We start from the raw sequence: 17,346 nt of genomic DNA, 5'->3' as shown, positions 1-17,346 counted from the left end.
TGGCGGCCGGGAAGCCGGCTGCCGAAAAGACCATGCCTGCCACCAAGCCGGCAACAAGCACGAGGACGCCCGATGGACCGTAATCCCTTTTCCGAAGCCGAAATCGCCGGCCGCCTTGCCAAGGTCCGTACTACACTGGCCGAGCGTGAGCTCGACGCGGCGGTCTTCGCCTCGCCGGAGAACGTCTTCTATCTCACCGGGCTCGATCACTGGGGGTATTTTGCCCCTCACCTGCTGATCGTCCCGCTCCAGGGAAAACCTGTCCTGGTCACCCGCTCGATGGAAAAGGTGACCATCGAGAAGCGGGTGAAGGCAGCGGAATTCCGTGGCCACTCCGACAGCGAAACGGCGGCCGACCTTGCCGCGCGGGTGCTTGCGGAGCTCGGCCTGTCCAGCAAGCGGATCGGCCTCGAATACTGGACGGCCGGCCTTAGCCATGGACTTGCCGTAGCACTCCAGATGCAAGCGGATGCCAAGTGGAGCGACGTCTCCGGTCTGATCGACAAGATGCGGCGGGTGAAGAGCGCCGAGGAACAGGTGCTGATGCGGCGCGCCGCAAAGGTGACGGACGCCGCCGCCGGTGCCGCGATCGCCGCGATCTCGGATGGCGCTTCCGAACAGGAGGTCGCCGCCCAATGTGTTGCGGCAATGATCCGCGCCGGCGGTCATGCGCCGGGCTTCGGACCGTTCATCCGCCCGGCCGCGCGCCTGGGTGAAGAGCACACGACCTGGGGCGACGGGATCTACCGCAGGGGCGAGCCGGTCTTCGTCGAACTGTCCGGCTGCATCTCACGCTACCACGCGCCGCTCGGCCGGCTCATTCGCATCGGCCACATAAGCGACGAAGACGCCACAATGGCGGCGGTGACCGCCAAGGCGTTCAACGCTGTCGTCGAGGCGCTGCGGCCGGGCGCCAAGGCGCGCGATGTCTACGCCGCCTGGCAGGCCGTCGCCGACGAGGCCGGTCTTTCCCACTATCGCCGCCATCACTGCGGTTACCTGGTTGGCGCTGGCCAGCCGCCATCATGGACCGGCGGCAATTCGGTGACCGGCTTGAGGCACGATTCCGACCTTGAGATCGAGACCGGGATGAGCTTCCACATCCTGTCGTGGCTGATGGGAACCGGTCGCGGCGATGACTTCGTCTCCAACACGGTGCTTTTGACCGACGCGGGTGCTGAAGTGCTCACCCGCACGCCGGCCGGCCCGATCGTTCGATAGGCCCGCACGTATGGCGCGCTACTCGGCACTCTCGATTTTCCGCAACGCGCTGTCTGGCCAGAAGAATTGGCAGCGCGCCTGGCGGGCGGCGGAGCCAAAACCGTCCTATGACGTGATCGTCATCGGCGGCGGTGGACACGGCCTCGCCACCGCCTTCTACCTTGCCGATAACCACGGTATCCGCAACGTCGCGGTGCTCGAAAAGGGCTATGTCGGCGGCGGCAATGTCGGCCGCAACACCACCGTCATCCGCTCCAACTACCTGCTCGACGGCAACACCCAGTTCTACGAATTCTCGATGAAGCTCTGGGAGACCATGTCGCGGGTGCTGAATTTCAACGTCATGTTCTCCCAGCGCGGCCAGCTCGTCACAGCGCATTCGGCCGATCAGCTCGACGGTTTCAGCCACCGCGCCAACGTCATGCGGCTGAACGGCATCGATGCCGATATCCTCGACCGCGAAGAGGTGCGCCGGCTGGTGCCCTATCTCGATTTTTCCGACACTGCCCGCTTCCCGATCCATGGCGCCATCTTCCAGGGCCGGGCGGGCACGGCACGCCACGACGCCGTCGCCTGGGGCTATGCGCGCGCCGCCGATAGCCATGGCGTCGACATCATCCAGAACTGCGAGGTGACAGGCTTCCTCCGCGACGGCGACAGTATCGTCGGCGTCGAAACGACGAAAGGCCGGATCGGCGCCGGCAAGGTCGGCCTCGCTGTTGCCGGGCATACATCCGTGCTCGGTGCCAAGGCCGGCCTTGAACTGCCGATCGAAAGCCACGTCCTGCAAGCCTTTGTCACCGAACCGCTGAAGCCGCTGGTAGATCACGTCGTCGCCTATGGCGCCGACCACTTCTATGTCAGCCAGTCCGACAAGGGCGGGTTGGTCTTCGGCGGCAATCTCGACGGCTACAATTCCTACGCCCAGCGCGGCAATCTCGGCGTCGTGCGCGAGGTGGCGGAGGCGGCGATTGCATTGATGCCGTGTATTTCGCGCGTCCGCCTGCTGCGCCACTGGGGCGGCGTCATGGACATGACCCCCGATGCCAGCCCGATCATCTGCCCGACGCCGATCGACGGCCTCTATCTCAACGGCGGCTGGTGCTATGGCGGCTTCAAGGCAACGCCAGCTTCCGGCTGGTGCTTCGCCCACACGATCGCCACCGGCAAGCCGCATCCCTTGATCGCGGCCTACGGGCTCGATCGTTTCCGCACCGGCCACACGCTCGATGAGGCCGGCGTCGGCCCTTCCGCTTGGCTGCAATAGGAGGCGGAACAAAATGCTGCGCATCGAATGCCCCTGCTGCGGCCCGCGCGACCATGACGAGTTCCGCTACGGCGGCGATGCCTCGGTCACGCGTCCGGCCCATGACGATCCCGATCCGGAGGCCTGGTACCGTTACGTCTATATCAGGACAAACCCGGCCGGCCCGCACCGTGAATACTGGCAGCACGTGACCGGTTGCCGGCAATGGCTGGTGGTCGAACGCGACACCCGCAACCATGCCGTCGCATCAGTCGACTTCGCCAGGAAATCAACTCTCAGGAAATCACCGGCATGAGTTCGAACCGCAAACGCCTGCCGGTGGGTGGCCGTATCAGTCGCGAGGTGCCGCTCGATTTCACCTTCGACGGCCGCAAGCTGATTGGATATCGCGGCGACACCCTTGCCTCCGCGCTGCTCGCCAACGGCGTCACTCTCGTCGGGCGCAGCTTCAAATATCATCGCCCGCGCGGCATCTTTTCCGCCGGGCCGGAGGAACCGAATGCGCTGGTTACGCTCGGGATCGCAGGCAGGCGCGAGCCGAACCTGCCGGCGACGACACTGGAACTCGCCAACAGCATGGACGTGGAAAGCCAGAATCGCTGGCCATCGCTGGCCTTCGACGTACAAAGCGTCAACGGGCTGTTGGCGCCGTTTCTGTCCGCCGGCTTCTACTACAAGACCTTCATGGGCCCGACGCGCCGCGCCTGGATGTTCTACGAGCACTTTATCCGCAAGGCGGCCGGTCTGGGCAGAGCCGGCACCGGCCCGGATCCCGACCGCTACGAGGTTCGTCATGCTTTCGCCGATGTCGCAATTGTCGGCGGCGGCCCGGCGGGATTGTCAGCAGCGCGGGCAGCCGCCGCGGCCGGGGCGCGGGTCGCGCTGATCGAGCAGGATTTCCTGCTTGGCGGCCAGCTTCTGGCGGAACCGTCCGACAGCGCGGCGGCCGCATGGTTGAGGCAGGCCGAGGCCGAGTTGAAGGGCTTCGAAACCGTCGTGCTGATGAAGCGGACAACCGCTTTCGGCAGCTATGACGGCAATGTCATCGGGCTGGTCGAACAGCGCGATCCAACCGGTCCGAAGCCGAACGGCGAGGCGCGGCAAACGGTCACCATGCTGGGCGCCCGCTCGATCGTTTTCGCCACTGGCGCCATCGAGCGACCGATGGTGTTCTCGAACAATGACCGGCCCGGCGTCCTGCTTGCCTCAGCCGCCCGGACCTATCTCAACCGTTTCGCTGTCCTGCCGGGCAAGAAAATCATTGTCGCCACCACCAATGACGGTGCCTGGCGCACCGCCTTCGACTATGCCGCAGCCGGCGCGGAGGTGACGGTTGCGGATCTGCGCGCAGTCCCGCCCGCAGCACTTGCCGCGGAAGCCGCACGGCTCGGCGTAATGATACGGGCCGGGACGCGGATCGTCGACCTGCACGGCGGCCATGCCGTCAGGCACGTAACGCTCAACGGGCCGGAGGGCCAGTCCTCGGCCGCCTGCGACCTGGTCTGCGTGTCCGGCGGCTGGTCGCCAACCGTGCATCTCACCTCGCACCTCGGTGTCAAACCTGTCTATCGCGACGATATCGGCGGCTTCGTGCCGGGCGCGTTTCCGGCCGGCCGGCTAGGTGCCGGCGCGATGATTGGGGCCTATGCAACTGCCGATGCCATCGAGGACGGTCATCGCGCCGGCATCGACGCGGCAGCCTCCGGCGGCAAGTCGGCGCCGGTTCCCGCTCCGGCCAAACTCGATCTCGGCGACACCGCCACGACGCTACTTCGCGAAGCGCCTTCCGTCGGACATGGAAAAGCCTTCGTCGATTTTCAGATGGATGTGACGACGAGGGATATCGAACTCGCCCATCGCGAGGGCTATGAATCGGTCGAGCATCTGAAGCGCTACACCACGCTCGGCATGGGTACCGATCAAGGCAAGACCAGCAATTTTCCGGCGCTTGCCGCGATGGCGGCGCTGCGCAACGCAACGATTCCCGAGACCGGCGTCACGACCTTCCGCCCGCCCTATACGCCGGTTGCCATCGGGGCGCTTGCCGGGCGCGCCATCGGCCATCATTTCAAGCCGATCCGCCGCACGCCAATGCACGACTGGCACATGGCCAACGGCGCCGAGATGCTCGAGGTGGGGCTCTGGATGCGGCCCTATTTCTACCGGCAGTCCGGACATGACGTGAATGAAGCCTATGTCGCCGAAATGCGGAATGTACGTCAGGCCGCGGGGCTGATGGACATCTCCACGCTCGGCAAGATCGACGTCCAAGGCCCGGATGCGGCAATCTTCCTCGACCGCGTCTACGCCAACGGCTTTGCCAAGCTGGCGGTCGGCCGCGCCCGCTACGGCGTCATGCTGCGCGACGACGGCATCGTCTTCGACGACGGCACCACGACGCGGCTGGCGGAAAACCGGTTCTTCATGACCACTTCGACCGCCAAGGCCGCCGATGTGCTGTCGCGTCTCGAATTCCTGCTCGACACGGCCTGGCCGGATTTGCGCGTGGCCGTCACTTCGGTCAGCGACGAATGGGCGGCGATGTCGGTTGCCGGGCCTAACAGCCGCGCGATCCTGAATGCAGCGTTTCCCGCTCTCGACGTTTCCGACGCGGCGCTTTCGCATATGGGACTACTCGAAAGCGGATGGGGGGGCCGTGCGCTCCGCATCCTACGTCTCAGTTATTCCGGCGAGCGCGCTTACGAAGTCTATACCGGCGCCACTGCCGGTGAACAGCTCTGGAGCCGTCTGCTCGAAGCCGGCAGACCATTCGACCTGAAGCCTTACGGCGTCGAGGCGCTAGGTGCGCTGCGCGTCGAAAAGAGCCATGTCGCCGGACCTGAAATCGATGGACGCACGACGCTCGACGATCTCGGCCTCGGCCGCATGGCCGGCAAGCGCAGCGGCTTCGTCGGCGACGTCCTGCGACGGCGCCCTGCCCTCCGGGCGCCCAACCGGCAGCGCCTGGTCGGACTGGAATGCATCGAGGACGGAAAACGCCTGCGCGGCGGCGCCATCCTGTTCCTGCCGGATGAGAAACCCTATGGCCATGGGCGCGGTCGCATCACCTCCGTCACTTTCAGCCCCGAGCGCGGCCATTATGTCGGGCTGGCCCTGCTTGCCGGCGATGTCGCGGCAGAAGGAAGCGAGGTCGTGGCGGTCTATCCGATGAAGGCCGAAACAGTTCGCGCCCGCATTGTCTCGCCAGTATTCCTCGATCCACAGGGAGAACGGCTGCATGGCTAGCTTGACCTCTTCTCGGGATTTCAGCCTATCCGTGGCCGATTGTCCGCTTATCCAGATCGAGGGCTGGGACGGGACACTGAGACAATTCGAAAAGAGCGTCTCGGCGTCGCTCGGCACGAAACTTCCCGCTTCGGTCGGAGAGACCGTTCGCCACAAGGGGCTTCTAATCATCCGCATTGCACCTCGCCGCCTCTGGCTGGTTCTCGACGAAGGCACGCAAGCGCCCGCGCTTTCCGTCGACCCCGATCTCGGCTGTTCTGTTCCCCTCGGCGAAGGTCGTGTTCGTTTGAAAATGGCCGGCCCTGACATCGCAAGGCTTCTGTCCGGCTGCATTACCGTCGACTGGCACGCGCCGGCCGCCGCTCCGGGCCGCGCCGTGCAGACATCCTTCCATCATGTCTCCGTGCTCTTCCTGCGCACCGGCGAGGCCGCGTGCGAACTCATCGTGCCGCGAAGTTTTGCCCGCAGCCTCTCGGATTGGATTGCGGATGGCTAGCCAATGGTGGTTTCTCGGGCAAGGATCGGCTTTAGCGGCCGATCCAAGCCGCTATCACGAAACCGTTTACCCTCTTGCTGGCCAGTCTTGCAGAAGCGTAATCCCAAATTTCGGCGCGGCTGCTTTGAGCCGCTCGATATCGGCAGGCGTCGGCGGCCCGACCACCTCTCCCTTGCCGAGTTCATGGCCACCTTCGGCGAGGAACTGCTCGAACACACTTGGCGTGTCTATCAGGATGTAGCGAACGGGCTGGTTGCCGGGATTCACGAGCTGGTGCGGGATGCCGCGCTTCAGAAACATGCTCTCACCGGGCGAGAGCGTTCGGACCTCGCCGGCCACAATTGCGGCCAACTGCCCTTCGATGACGTAGACTGTCTCGTCGTCATTCGCGTGAACATGGATTGGTGTTTTCGTCTGCCCGTCGCTTCGGTTTTCGAAGAGACTCAACAAGCCTCCCGTCTGTTCGCCGGAGACCAGTCGCTTCATGACGATGCCTGCGAGCACGAATTCCTTTGGGTCAACATCTGTCATTGATCCAATCTGCCAGGTACATTCGGAGTAGGCCCGTACCGTGCCGTCAAGCAGACAAACTGCGCAGCGACATCCGGCAAACGTCGAACGGGCTCACGGGTTCCCGGTCGCCGGAGTTCCCTCTTCCCAAGCTCACTTTGGACGAAAAGCCGGCTAACCGGACATGCTGGCCGACACCGACATACGCCAACTCGAGGGCGCCGCAGAGGTCCGTCTAATTGACGGCGAAGCTGCAACGGGCTGCCAGACTCTCGCCAGGGCCAAGCACCGACAGTCCATTCCATTTGTCGATCGAACCACGATTGTGAGCATCGACCGCATGACTGACCGGTTCAAAACAGAAGAAGTCGCTCTCGTCCGATGGCGAATAGACCAGGTAGAAGTTCAAGGGCGACGAAGCTTCAATCCGCAGGCTGCAACTGTGCTCCGGCCACGATATGGTAGCGACGCCGTCCCAGCCGGCAAACAGATTGTTTATCCATCCGCTCGGCAATACGGCCGGGGCGCCGAAATCCCAATCGGGACGGGTTTTGACATCCACAAACCGTTCGGGGAGATGGCTGGGCAGTTCGAGACAAACCTGCGAGGCCGGCGCATGAAGCGCGGTCCGTGCCGTTCTCGGGAACCATGGATGGATACCAAGCCCGAACGGCAGCCTGACCGAGGCCCGATTGACGATGCGAAGCTTCAGCTCGAGCCCTTGTCTGGCTAGCGCGTAGCTCACATCGGCGCGATATCGGTATGGGCCGGGTCCTTTGCTGATAAGGGACAGCTTTGCGTTATCTTGCGCTACGCTGTCGACGTCCCACTCGCTCGAAAATCCATTGCCGTGAACGGGAAATGGCTCGCCTGCAACATTGGCAGGCAGTTCGTGGAATTTGGAGTCGAATGTGAATCCGCCGCCCGAGATGCGATTCGACCACGGCAAAAGCAGGTTGCAGGCAAGGTCGAATGGGTTGCTGCTCCCGCCGTTTGGCCAAGGCCTGAAGATCGGCACGCGCCCATGGTCCAGTCTCGCAAGACCTGCCCCAAGCGACGGGACGATTTCAGCGGACAGGTCTCCGCTTCCGATTTTGATCGTTCGGACCATCAGTTTCAGACGGTATCGGCCTTGGCAGCGGCGATCGGCTGTGGATGGCGGCCTTTGCGAGCCACTGCAAGGAGGTCGTTCGACGCGATCCCGATGAGCGCCTTCATCTGATCGTGAGCGTCGTCGGCCCTGCGCATCCGGATTGCCTCCAGCACGTCGCCATGCGCGCTCAGCGTCTGCTGGTAATTAGCGGTGGCCGATGTGGTCAATCGGAAGGAGAAGCTGAGGGCGGCAGCAAGCATATTGCCGAGATTGGCGAACACCGGGTTGCGGCTGGCACGAAGGATGGCGGTATGAAACCTGACGTCGGCATCGAGACACGCAGCAAGGTCGTCCTGCGGAGCAGTGCGCATGGCCTCATAGGCGGCTTCGATGACTGCGAGATCGCCTGACGTCGCCATCTTGGCCGCAAGGTGGGCGGCCGCGGGTTCAATGATCAGCCGCGCCTCGATCAATCCGCGGACGAAATCGAGATCGGGCTCGATATCGCGCATCCATTCCAGAACCTGTGCATCCAGCCTGTTCCATTCGCTCGACACGCGCACACGCGTCCCGGCCCGCTTGCGTGCCTCGATCAATCCTTTCGCCGAAAGCGTCAGAAGAGCATCGCGAAGCGCCGTGCGGCTCGCCCCGTAGATAACGCAAAGTTCAGCTTCCGTCGGCAAGACGGAGTGCTGCGCGTAGGAGCCGGCGAGGATTCGCTGTCCGAGATCGCGTGCGATGCGATCCTTGAGCGATGACGTGGCGCCATCTGCGGCAGGAATGTCCTGCTTGCCTTGGCCAGTCGAAGCGATCGCCGTGTCCATCGTCATGTCCTGTTCAAGTGGTACTCGGCAATTACCACAGCAAGTATCAGCAGCGAGCCCTTGGCAAGCAACTGATAGAAGGTTGGCACGGACGTCAGTATCATTCCGTTGTTGAGGACACCAATGATGGCGACGCCCAGTAGTGCGCCGACGATCGTGCCCTTACCGCCCTGCAAGGCGCAGCCACCCAGAACGGCCGCTGTGATGGCCTCGAGTTCCAGGCCTTGGGATCCGGATACGGGCTGCCCCGAGCCGGTACGGGCAGCCAACAGAATCCCGGCCAATCCGGCCGCCACTCCACTCATGATGTAGATGCCGACACGGTAGCGGTTGATGTTGATGCCGGAGAAGCGTGCAACAACGGGATTGCCGCCCAGGGCATAGATGTTGCGGCCAACGATCGAGCGGGCAAGGAAGAGATGGAACACGATCGCGGTCAGCAAAAGAATCCAGATCAGCAGAGGCAGGCCGAGGATTCGTCCGATCCCAATGAAGCGGAAAGTGTCGCTGAAAATCGCGATCGATTGCCCATCGGATATGATGAACGCGATGCCGCGGAAGATCGCCATCGTACCGAGAGTCGCGATGACAGCGTTGACCCGCCCGTAGGTGATGATGATGCCGTTCACGAGGCCGGCAAGACCACCCAGGACCAGGCCGGCAAGAATGCCCGCTGCCGGCGATCCGGTCGCCTGAATGGCCATTGCCGTCGATACTGTGGTCAGACCGACGATTGCGCCGACGGCAATATCAAGCCCGCCGGCGACGATGACCACGGTCTGGCTCATCGCCAGGACGCCCAGGATGGTAATGCCCAGACCGATGTTCAGCAGGTTTCGGCTCGAGAAGAACACGTCGCCTCTCAGAGTGCCGAAAATGAGCACGAGAATGGCGAGAGCAACCAGGAGGCTTATGTTGTGAATGCCGATGCGCTCTGCCATGCGCAAGGAAGGGCGTCTTTTGCCGGTTTGTGTTGTTGCTGTCCTGAGCTCAAGGCTGTTCACTGAATTTGTCCTCCGAGCGATGCTACAGATTGCGGCATGGCGTGCTTCAGGATCGTGGCCTCATCGATGTCTGGGCGGGAAAGTTCGGCCGTGATCCGGCCTCCAGCCATGACAAGCACCCTGTCGGCGAGCCCGATCAGTTCGGGCATTTCCGAGGAAATCAGGATTATGCCGATACCGCTTGCGGCGAGTTCATCGATCAGGCGATAGATTTCCGCCTTGGCGCCGATGTCGATGCCGCGGGTCGGCTCGTCGAGGATGAGAAGCATCGGCTGCCGGGCAAGCCAGCGCGCGAGAACGACCTTCTGTTGATTGCCACCCGACAATTTCGAAACCTGTTCGTCGAGGTTGGGCGCCTTGATCGACATCTTTGCTGCAAGCGGTGAGACGATCTCCAGTGCCTTGCGCCGGTTGAAGAAGCCGAAGGTCGACGTCTTGTCGGGCACGCAAAGCGAGGCGTTGTCAAGAATGCTTCGGAACAGCAGCAGGGCCTCGTGCTTGCGGTCTTCGGGGGCGAAGCCGATGCCTGCCACGATCGCTGCATGCGGACTGTTGGGGCCAACGGGCACGCCGCTCATCGTTATGGTTCCGTCGAGGCGCCGATCATAGCCGACAATCGCCTTTGCCAGCTCGGATCGACCCGCACCCATAAGGCCGGCAATGCCGAGCACCTCGCCGCGGCGGACCTTGAGGCTCACATCGGTGACGTGGTCGGTGGTCAAGCCCGCCACCTCCAGCAACGGTAGCCCCGATTGCCACGTCTCGCGCGTAAACAGATCGGCGATGTCACGGCCGACCATGAGTTTGGCTATGGTCTGCTCGCTGGCACCGTCCGCGCGGGAATCGTCGACCAGCCGGCCGTCCCGCAAAACGACAATGCGATCCGCAAGGTCGATGACCTCGTTCAGCCTATGAGAGATGTAGACGATCGAAGTGCCCTCTTCGCGCAGCCGCCGAATTACTGAAAACAGACGGCGCGCTTCGTCGTCGGTCAGCGACGAGGTCGGCTCATCGAATGCGATCAGCTGGCCGCCAGCACGTATGGCGCGCATGATTTCGATCATCTGGCGCTGTGCCGGGCCGAGCGTGCTGCAGAGTTGACGCGCCCGCATATCCTGCTGCATGCCGAAGGTCGCAAGCACCTTGTCGGTCTGCTCCTCGAGCCTATGCCAGTCGAGCAGGACGCCTGCCAGCCGTGGCAGTTCGCCGACGAAAATGTTCTCGGCCACGGTCAGGTTCGGAACGATCTCCGGCTCCTGATGGATGACGCGTATTCCGGCTCTGTGGCTGTCGCGCGGTTCGCTGAAAACGATCGGCGTGGAGCCATACAGCACGGTGCCGGTGTCCGGTGCGAACACGCCCTCGAGAATTCGCATCATTGTCGATTTGCCGGCGCCATTCTCGCCAACCAGAGCGAGCACCTCTCCTGGCCGAAAGGCAATCGAGACATTGTCGAGCGCCTGCACGACGCCGAAGCGCTTCGATATCCTGTCGAGCGAGAAGAAATCCGATTGCATCAAAGCTCACTCCCGAGGATCGATCCCGTGTGCCTGCCGACGAACTGCCGGCCCAAAGAGCGTCATGCGCCCTGCGGCATGACGCATATCTGGTTCAGTGGCAGAGCTTGGCTTTGTAGTCCGACGCAAAATTTTCGGCGGTGATGTATTCCGGGTCCGTGAAGGACTGAACGGGAAGCTTCGTTCCGTCCTTGATGGAGGCCAAGAGAATCTTCACCGCCAGCGCGCCATGATTTTCCGAATTGAGCCACATCGTACCACGGAACGCCGAGGGCTTTCCGGATCCGAAAGCGTCACAAGCGCGGCTCCCGTCGATGCCGATCCCCATGCCCTGGTCTGCGGTATAGCCGGCGTTTTCCAGGGCTCGCGCACCACCCAGCACGCCATCATCGTTGCATGAATAGAATATCCAGTTCGTGACGCTGGGATTGGCCGTCAATGTGGTGGTCATCACGTCGATGGCGTTGACCATCGTATTGTCGTAGGGGACGCGAACGATATTGCCCGGCTTGAAATCGGACACCGCCTTCAGGAATGCTTCTTCCGCGCCCTTGTTGCGCTGCATGCAGGTATCCGCTTTGCGGTCCTCGATCGACGCGATGCGCACCTCTTTACCCGCCCAGCCGTCGGCCTTGTAGAGCTTGGCAAGCTCTTCGCCCACCCGCGCACCGATGTTGTAGGCATTCATGCCGACATAGGGGACCTGAGTGCCGTCCTCGTAGTAGATGTCGTCGTCGACCGCCACCAAGGGAATTTTTGCGGCCTTTGCTTTCTCGGCGATGACCGGTCCCAGCGCCTTGTCGGGGACGACAATGGCGATGCCTTTTACGCCATCGCCGACCATCGTATCGAAGGTCGTGATCGTCAAATTGGCGTCGAACTGAACGTCCTGCGACACGAACGCAGCCCCTGCCGCCTCGGCCGCTTTCTTGGCGCCGCCGACTTCGGCGACAAACCATGGATGGTCTCCCATCTTGTTGATGTAGCCGATCTTGATGTCGTCTGCGCTTGCTGCGCCACTCATCAGTCCGGCAGCCAGTACCGCAAATGTCGCCAAAGCCTTTGTTGTGGTTTTCATGAAGATCCTCCCTGAGAGCTCGATGGTCGTTGCTAGTCGTGGTAGAGAACCGAGCGCCCACCATCGATGGTGATCGTCTCGGCATTTATGAACGGCGCTTCGTCCGAAGCGAGGAAAACCGCCGTCATTGCAACCTCGTCCGGCCGGCCAATGCGCTTGGGCGGATGAAGGTCGTAGGCTCGCCGCTTCTCCTCGGCGGGGTTCGGGAATGTGTTCCAGTAGGCTTCCGCGATCGGCGTCTCGATATAGCCGGGGGCGATCGCGTTCACCCGGATACCGCGCGCGGCATATTCGATGGCCAGCGAACGGGTCAGGCCCAAAAGTGCATGCTTGGCGACCGGATACGGGAATGTACGGGGAATGATCTGGAACGCGTGACAGCTCGCTATGTTGACGATAGACCCCGAGCCCTTCGCCAGCATCGTCGGCAAGACTGCCTTGGCGCAGAACCATGCGGCCTGGAGGTCTAGCTTGAGACAGCGGTCCCATTCCTCATCCGGCATCGCCAGTGGTTCGTAGAAGACGTTGGCACCGGCATTGTTGACGAGAACGTCGACGCCGCCATAGCTCGTGATCGTGCGGGCGACCATGTCCGCGACCGCGGATGCGTCCGTGACATCCGTCTCGACGAACGATACGTCGGCGCCTCCGACACGCAGTTCGTCGGCGATCGCTTTGCCGCTTGCCGCATTCAGTTCGGCAATGACGGTCTTTGCCCCATGCATCGCAAAAGCCCGGGCGGTGGCGGCACCGATGCCTTGGCCGGCGCCTGTGACGATTGCGATCTTTCCTTGCAGCCGGCCTGCCATTGCATTCACCAGTCGACCACGGTGCCGTCCGGCATGACGGCGTTGCGGGCATGCAGCACTTCCTGCTTGAAGGGGTGGCGCGCGATAACGTCCTCCTTGACGGTGACGCCAAGGCCCGGCAGTTCGGGCAGATCCCAGCGGCCTGGCTTGCGCCGAATTGGCCAGGTAACGACATCGTCGTACCAGGCGACGGCACCGGACATCTCCTCCTGAATGACAACGTTTGGGGTCGATATGCCGAAATGAAGAGCAGCCACACCGGCGATCGGACCGAGCGGGTTGTGCGGCGCAAGGCCGATGCCTGCGGTTTCCGCCATGGCCGCGATCTTCTTTGTCTCGAGCAGACCGCCAGTGTGGCAAATATCCGGCTGGGCAATGTTGAAGGCGCGGGCTGCGATCGAGTGCGTGAATTCGCGGCGCCCGATCAGCCGTTCGCCGGACGCGATCGGCACGGCCGATCGCGCCGTGATATGCGCCAGTCCGGCAACATCTTCGGGCGGCACGGGCTCTTCCGCGAACATGATGCGGGCCGGCTCGATTGCCTTGAGGTAATCCATCGCCGCGTTAACCGATGCAGGGCGTCCGTGGAAATCAACCATGATGTCGATATCCGGGCCTACCGCCTCGCGAAGTGAGCCAACCATGTTGGCAACAGAATCGACTGCCTTCGCAGGAGACACGTAGTGGGTGTAGGGAATGCAGACGACCTTGACCGCATCGTAGCCTGCTTGCGTCACGATGCGTCCGCGTTCCACGATGGCATCCGCGGATCCGGTCTCATAGACCGCCTTCATGTCCCCGAGGCCGAGATGCGTATAGGTGCGCAGATAGTCGCGGACCCGACCGCCCAAAAGGCGCCAGACGGGGACGCCCAACGACTTGCCCAATATGTCCCAGAGCGCGATCTCGATGCCGCTGACGGCGGACATTCCCTCGACGCCAAGACGCCAAAAGCCGTGCCGCGTAAGTATCTGGTAGCACTGCTCCACATTGCGCGGATCTTGCCCGATGAGCAGGGCCTCAAGGTCCTGAAGCGCCCCAACGACGGCTCGGGTCTTCCATTCCAGCGTTGCCTCACCCCAGCCAAACAGCCCGGGCTCGTCGGTTTCGACGCGAACGAAGACCCAGTTGCGCATTTCCGCATTGCAGACGCGCGCCTTGATGGCCGTGATTTTCATTGGTCCTCCCAGACCTGCCGTCTTTTTTCGAGGCAATATGTATGATTTATTACGGATAATATGAACGAGTCAAGCGCAACATCGATGTGGACCAGCGCCTCGCCTCGACGTTCAGCGCAAATGCGCAACCATCATGTCCTCGCCACCCATCCAGCGCAGGCATCAGCAGCTCACTCAGCTTGCCTGATCAGTATTCGCTGACGTCGATGACAGCCTGGGCAAAGGCTTGCGGGGCTTCTTGAGGCAAGTTGTGGCCGATACCGCCGATGATGATCCGGTGCGTGTATCTGCCCGAGAATTTCTTGGCGTAGGAACTGCTGTCGGGATGGGGTGCACCATTGGCATCACCCTCAAGGGTAATGGTCGGCACTGTGATCACGGGAGCTTCGGCCAGCCGGTTTTCCAGAACGTCATATTCCGGCTCGCCATGTGCCAGGCCGAGCCTCCAGCGGTAATTGTGAATGACGATGCTGACGTGATCCGGGTTGTCCAGGGCTGCGGCGCTGCGCTGGAAGGTGTCATCGTCGAAATTCCACTGCGGCGAAGCGAGTTTCCAGATGAGTTTGGCGAAATCGCGCGTGTATTTCTCGTAGCCGGCGCGGCCGCGATCCGTGGCGAAGTAATACTGATACCACCATTGAAGCTCCACCTCCGGTGGCAGCGGCACCACGCCGACCTGCTGATTTCCGATTAGATAGCCGCTCACCGAGACGATCGCCTTGCAACGCTCCGGCCAGAGCGCGGCAACGACATTGGCCGTTCGGGCGCCCCAGTCGCAGCCGGCGATCGTGGCCTTTTCGATCCCCAGCGCATCCATCAGCGCGATCGCATCCGCGGCGAGCGCCGACTGCTGGCCATTGCGCATCGTCTCGTCCGACAAAAATCGCGTAGTGCCGTAGCCGCGCAGGTAGGGCACAATCACGCGGTACCCCTTTGCGGCAAGCAGGCGAGCGACGTCGGTGTAAGTGTGAATGTCATAAGGCCAGCCATGAAGCAGGATCACTGGGGCACCTTCGGCGGGCCCTAGCTCCGCATATCCGACGCTCAGCTTTCCGGCATTGACCTGGCTGAGCGAGCCGAATGATTTCTGCTTGGGTTGCATCGCGGATGCCTTCGCCTCGACCGTCCAAGTGGCTGCCGGTGCGTTCAAGCCGAGTTCGGTGGCGGCGAACGTCATTGCCGTTGCACCAACAATGCGTCGGCGGCGATGATCGACCGTCTCGGGAGCTTTATTCGCATTCATGATGAAGCCTCTATGATGACCAACAAGCGGGAGCGACCAGAACCCGCCGCCGTATCGGCCGACAGGAAATATTGCGCCTATTCCGACGGTGACTGCGACGAATCCAGGATTGTAACCGCTCGGCCAGGAGGCAGTGCGGCGAATTCTGACCGGATGCCGGTAAGGTCCAGCGTTTCCTCGATTTCCCTCCTGAGAAATTCGAGACGTAGGCCGTCCCCGCGCTTGGAAGCGGCTGGATGTAGCATCCGCAGAAACGGCAGCATGAGAATGACTCCTGATCTTTGTTGGGGTGAGAGGATATATTGCGTCTGATCTTATGCTCGGAGCCACCCTCGGCTTTTAGACGAGGCCCTCACGATCCATTGCGATGCGCACGGCCGGTCGCGCAGCCATTCGGGCGCGAAGCGCTTGCAAAGGCGCGGGAACAGGGACGTGGAAGCGGGCCGCCCAAAGCAGCATCACGAAAAGATAAAAATCCGCCACGCTGGGTTTGTCGCCGAACAGATAGTCGGTCTCGAGCCCGTCAGCGACGAACTCGAGTTGGCTCGTAATCGCCGCGCTCGCCTTGGCCTTTTCGGCATCGCTGCTTTGGTGCCACATCGGCTTGAAGCTTCGGTGTATTTCAGTTGAGACGTAGGCCAGCGCTTCGAGAACGCGGGTACGGCCCAACGGCCCCGCCACTCCCAGTGCCGGGTATTGTGACGCAATCCAGTCGAGGACTGCGATATTTTCCGTCAGCGCTTCGCCGCTATCCAGCACGAGGGCTGGAACATAGCCCTTGCGCGTGACGGTGGTGAAATCATCCCCGGAGCTCGTTCGTTTGGTTTTGAGGTTCACGCTTTCGCGCTCGAAGGAAACACCGGCCTCTTCCAATGCGATGTGATCCGCCAGGCTACAGGCGAGAGGGCTGTAGTAGAGTTTCACCGTTTTCCCTTTCTGACCCCGATTGAGTTCCGCAATTGGTCGTCGCCGGGCGAAAACCTGCCCAGCGCCACGCGAGACAACTGCTCCAAAAACTCGCACTTGGCGGGGACGACGACTACGACACCGACAGCTAGGCATGCCTGTGCCGAGGTATGATCGGGCTGAAGTTCGGGATCGCCGTGCGCAATGCCGGACGGTATCTCAGCTCAGTGGCCAACGGTTACCTGGAGGAATTCAGAACCTTCCATGACGGCGTCATCGCCAGCCCGGCCAGTCCTTCGCTCAGGAAATCATAAACGAAAGTATTGGACGCACGCGCCGTTGGCACGATGGCTCACACCCGGCCACGGCCGGCATATTCCGCGCGGCATGAGCAGACTGGAAGGCGAAAGCTGTGGCCTGCTTTTGCTCGATTGCCACCAACGCGATGACGCAGCTTCCAACATAGGAGTCGCCATCATGGCCGACCTTTCCGAAACCTCCACAGCCGAGCACACATTGCACGTCGAAGCGCCCGACGCGATCGAGGTCGACGTCTCCTCGCTGAGGCCAGGAACGTCGCTGATCGTCGACTGGCACGGCAATCCGGTGGTCGTGCGCAACCGCACTGAGCAAGAGATGAAGGACGGCCAGTCAGTCAGTCTCGCCGAGCTCAAGGATCCAATCGCCCGCAACGCCAACCTGCCGGTCGACGCGCCGGCAACCGACGCTAACCGAACTATGCCGGGCAAGGAAGCCTGGGTGGTGATGGTCCAGGTCTGCACCCATCTCGGCTGCATCCCGCATGGTCAGGAAGGCGACTTCGATGGCTGGTTCTGTCCGTGCCACGGTTCACAATACGACACCGCCGGCCGCATCCGCAAAGGTCCGGCACCCGAGAACATGGCGGTACCGGTGTTCCAGTTCGTTTCCGACACCAAGATCCGCATTGGTTGA

At 62.2% G+C, this 17,346-nt stretch carries 16 protein-coding genes; 6 read left to right on the top strand and 10 right to left on the bottom strand.

Annotation, left to right across the window (positions count from 1 at the left end; genetic code table 11):
* Positions 1–72: 72 nt before the first annotated feature.
* Genes NKJ93_RS11595 through NKJ93_RS11575 form a run of 5 tightly spaced genes read left to right on the top strand, consistent with a single transcriptional unit; the run spans position 73 to position 6,230 of the window.
* Positions 73–1,221 (top strand): M24 family metallopeptidase, encoded by a 1,149-nt coding sequence (locus tag NKJ93_RS11595; protein WP_023717019.1) that lies wholly within the window; start codon positions 73–75, stop codon positions 1,219–1,221.
* A gap of 10 nt (positions 1,222–1,231) precedes the next feature.
* Complete coding sequence (locus NKJ93_RS11590) at positions 1,232–2,488, top strand: sarcosine oxidase subunit beta family protein (RefSeq protein WP_023717018.1); 1,257 nt, start codon at positions 1,232–1,234, stop codon at positions 2,486–2,488.
* A gap of 13 nt (positions 2,489–2,501) precedes the next feature.
* A complete protein-coding gene (locus NKJ93_RS11585) occupies positions 2,502–2,783 on the top strand; it encodes a sarcosine oxidase subunit delta (RefSeq protein ID WP_023717017.1) in 282 nt (93 codons plus the stop codon).
* Positions 2,780–5,734, top strand: coding sequence for a sarcosine oxidase subunit alpha family protein (locus NKJ93_RS11580; protein ID WP_352589074.1), 2,955 nt, complete (start codon positions 2,780–2,782; stop codon positions 5,732–5,734). The genes NKJ93_RS11585 and NKJ93_RS11580 overlap by 4 nt, the downstream gene beginning before the upstream one ends.
* Positions 5,727–6,230, top strand: coding sequence for a sarcosine oxidase subunit gamma family protein (locus tag NKJ93_RS11575; RefSeq protein ID WP_023717015.1), 504 nt, complete (start codon positions 5,727–5,729; stop codon positions 6,228–6,230). Before NKJ93_RS11580 ends, NKJ93_RS11575 begins: the two co-directional genes overlap by 8 nt.
* 66 nt (positions 6,231–6,296) lie before the next feature.
* Here the strand turns inward: NKJ93_RS11575 and NKJ93_RS11570 are convergent, their stop codons facing one another.
* The 10 genes from NKJ93_RS11570 to NKJ93_RS11525 all read right to left on the bottom strand — a co-directional run bounded on the left by NKJ93_RS11570 (position 6,297) and on the right by NKJ93_RS11525 (position 16,410).
* Positions 6,297–6,761 carry a cupin domain-containing protein gene (locus tag NKJ93_RS11570; protein ID WP_352589071.1) on the bottom strand — a complete coding sequence of 155 codons (465 nt, stop codon included), beginning with the start codon at positions 6,759–6,761 and terminating at the stop codon, positions 6,297–6,299.
* Positions 6,762–6,975: 214 nt separating this feature from the next.
* A complete protein-coding gene (locus tag NKJ93_RS11565) occupies positions 6,976–7,851 on the bottom strand; it encodes an aldose 1-epimerase (RefSeq protein ID WP_023717013.1) in 876 nt (291 codons plus the stop codon).
* Between the two features lie 5 nt (positions 7,852–7,856).
* A complete protein-coding gene (locus tag NKJ93_RS11560; protein WP_352589068.1) occupies positions 7,857–8,657 on the bottom strand; it encodes a FadR/GntR family transcriptional regulator in 801 nt (266 codons plus the stop codon).
* A 2-nt stretch (positions 8,658–8,659) separates the two neighbouring features.
* Positions 8,660–9,661: an ABC transporter permease gene (locus NKJ93_RS11555; protein WP_023717011.1), complete on the bottom strand. Its 1,002-nt coding sequence runs from the start codon at positions 9,659–9,661 to the stop codon at positions 8,660–8,662.
* On the bottom strand, positions 9,658–11,178 hold the full coding sequence (locus NKJ93_RS11550; RefSeq protein ID WP_352483848.1) for a sugar ABC transporter ATP-binding protein: 1,521 nt from the start codon (positions 11,176–11,178) through the stop codon (positions 9,658–9,660). The genes NKJ93_RS11555 and NKJ93_RS11550 overlap by 4 nt, the downstream gene beginning before the upstream one ends.
* A 94-nt stretch (positions 11,179–11,272) precedes the next feature.
* Positions 11,273–12,256 (bottom strand): substrate-binding domain-containing protein, encoded by a 984-nt coding sequence (locus tag NKJ93_RS11545; protein ID WP_023717009.1) that lies wholly within the window; start codon positions 12,254–12,256, stop codon positions 11,273–11,275.
* A 32-nt stretch (positions 12,257–12,288) separates the two neighbouring features.
* Positions 12,289–13,065 (bottom strand): SDR family oxidoreductase, encoded by a 777-nt coding sequence (locus NKJ93_RS11540; protein WP_352589065.1) that lies wholly within the window; start codon positions 13,063–13,065, stop codon positions 12,289–12,291.
* A 5-nt stretch (positions 13,066–13,070) separates the two neighbouring features.
* The gene (gene dgoD / locus NKJ93_RS11535; protein ID WP_023717007.1) at positions 13,071–14,243 is read right to left on the bottom strand and encodes a galactonate dehydratase; all 1,173 of its coding nucleotides are present in this window, start codon (positions 14,241–14,243) and stop codon (positions 13,071–13,073) included.
* Between the two features lie 187 nt (positions 14,244–14,430).
* Complete coding sequence (locus tag NKJ93_RS11530; protein ID WP_352589062.1) at positions 14,431–15,486, bottom strand: alpha/beta fold hydrolase; 1,056 nt, start codon at positions 15,484–15,486, stop codon at positions 14,431–14,433.
* A 339-nt stretch (positions 15,487–15,825) separates the two neighbouring features.
* Entirely contained in the window at positions 15,826–16,410 is a 585-nt protein-coding gene (locus NKJ93_RS11525; RefSeq protein ID WP_023717005.1) for a glutathione binding-like protein, read from the bottom strand.
* A gap of 459 nt (positions 16,411–16,869) precedes the next feature.
* Between NKJ93_RS11525 and petA the strand changes: the two genes are divergently transcribed.
* A complete protein-coding gene (gene petA / locus NKJ93_RS11520) occupies positions 16,870–17,346 on the top strand; it encodes a ubiquinol-cytochrome c reductase iron-sulfur subunit (protein WP_031193388.1) in 477 nt (158 codons plus the stop codon).

Origin of the sequence: Mesorhizobium sp. M0028 (genome assembly GCF_040323855.1) — a bacterium.
Taxonomy (GTDB): Bacteria; Pseudomonadota; Alphaproteobacteria; order Rhizobiales; family Rhizobiaceae; genus Mesorhizobium.
The sequence above is the reverse complement of the archived record's forward strand: the minus strand, read 5'-3'. Positions and strand labels throughout refer to the sequence as shown.

Excerpts from the sequence above, each read along its gene's own strand:
- NKJ93_RS11545 (WP_023717009.1), bottom strand. The coding sequence starts at position 12,256 with ATGAAAACCACAACAAAGGCTTTGGCGACATTTGCGGTACTGGCTGCC.
- NKJ93_RS11550 (WP_352483848.1), bottom strand. The coding sequence starts at position 11,178 with ATGCAATCGGATTTCTTCTCGCTCGACAGGATATCGAAGCGCTTCGGC.
- NKJ93_RS11530 (WP_352589062.1), bottom strand. The coding sequence starts at position 15,486 with ATGAATGCGAATAAAGCTCCCGAGACGGTCGATCATCGCCGCCGACGC.
- NKJ93_RS11570 (WP_352589071.1), bottom strand. The coding sequence starts at position 6,761 with ATGACAGATGTTGACCCAAAGGAATTCGTGCTCGCAGGCATCGTCATG.
- dgoD (WP_023717007.1), bottom strand. The coding sequence starts at position 14,243 with ATGAAAATCACGGCCATCAAGGCGCGCGTCTGCAATGCGGAAATGCGC.
- NKJ93_RS11580 (WP_352589074.1), top strand. The coding sequence starts at position 2,780 with ATGAGTTCGAACCGCAAACGCCTGCCGGTGGGTGGCCGTATCAGTCGC.
- NKJ93_RS11595 (WP_023717019.1), top strand. The coding sequence starts at position 73 with ATGGACCGTAATCCCTTTTCCGAAGCCGAAATCGCCGGCCGCCTTGCC.
- NKJ93_RS11540 (WP_352589065.1), bottom strand. The coding sequence starts at position 13,065 with ATGGCAGGCCGGCTGCAAGGAAAGATCGCAATCGTCACAGGCGCCGGC.
- NKJ93_RS11560 (WP_352589068.1), bottom strand. The coding sequence starts at position 8,657 with ATGGACACGGCGATCGCTTCGACTGGCCAAGGCAAGCAGGACATTCCT.
- petA (WP_031193388.1), top strand. The coding sequence starts at position 16,870 with ATGGCCGACCTTTCCGAAACCTCCACAGCCGAGCACACATTGCACGTC.
- NKJ93_RS11590 (WP_023717018.1), top strand. The coding sequence starts at position 1,232 with ATGGCGCGCTACTCGGCACTCTCGATTTTCCGCAACGCGCTGTCTGGC.
- NKJ93_RS11575 (WP_023717015.1), top strand. The coding sequence starts at position 5,727 with ATGGCTAGCTTGACCTCTTCTCGGGATTTCAGCCTATCCGTGGCCGAT.
- NKJ93_RS11565 (WP_023717013.1), bottom strand. The coding sequence starts at position 7,851 with ATGGTCCGAACGATCAAAATCGGAAGCGGAGACCTGTCCGCTGAAATC.
- NKJ93_RS11585 (WP_023717017.1), top strand. The coding sequence starts at position 2,502 with ATGCTGCGCATCGAATGCCCCTGCTGCGGCCCGCGCGACCATGACGAG.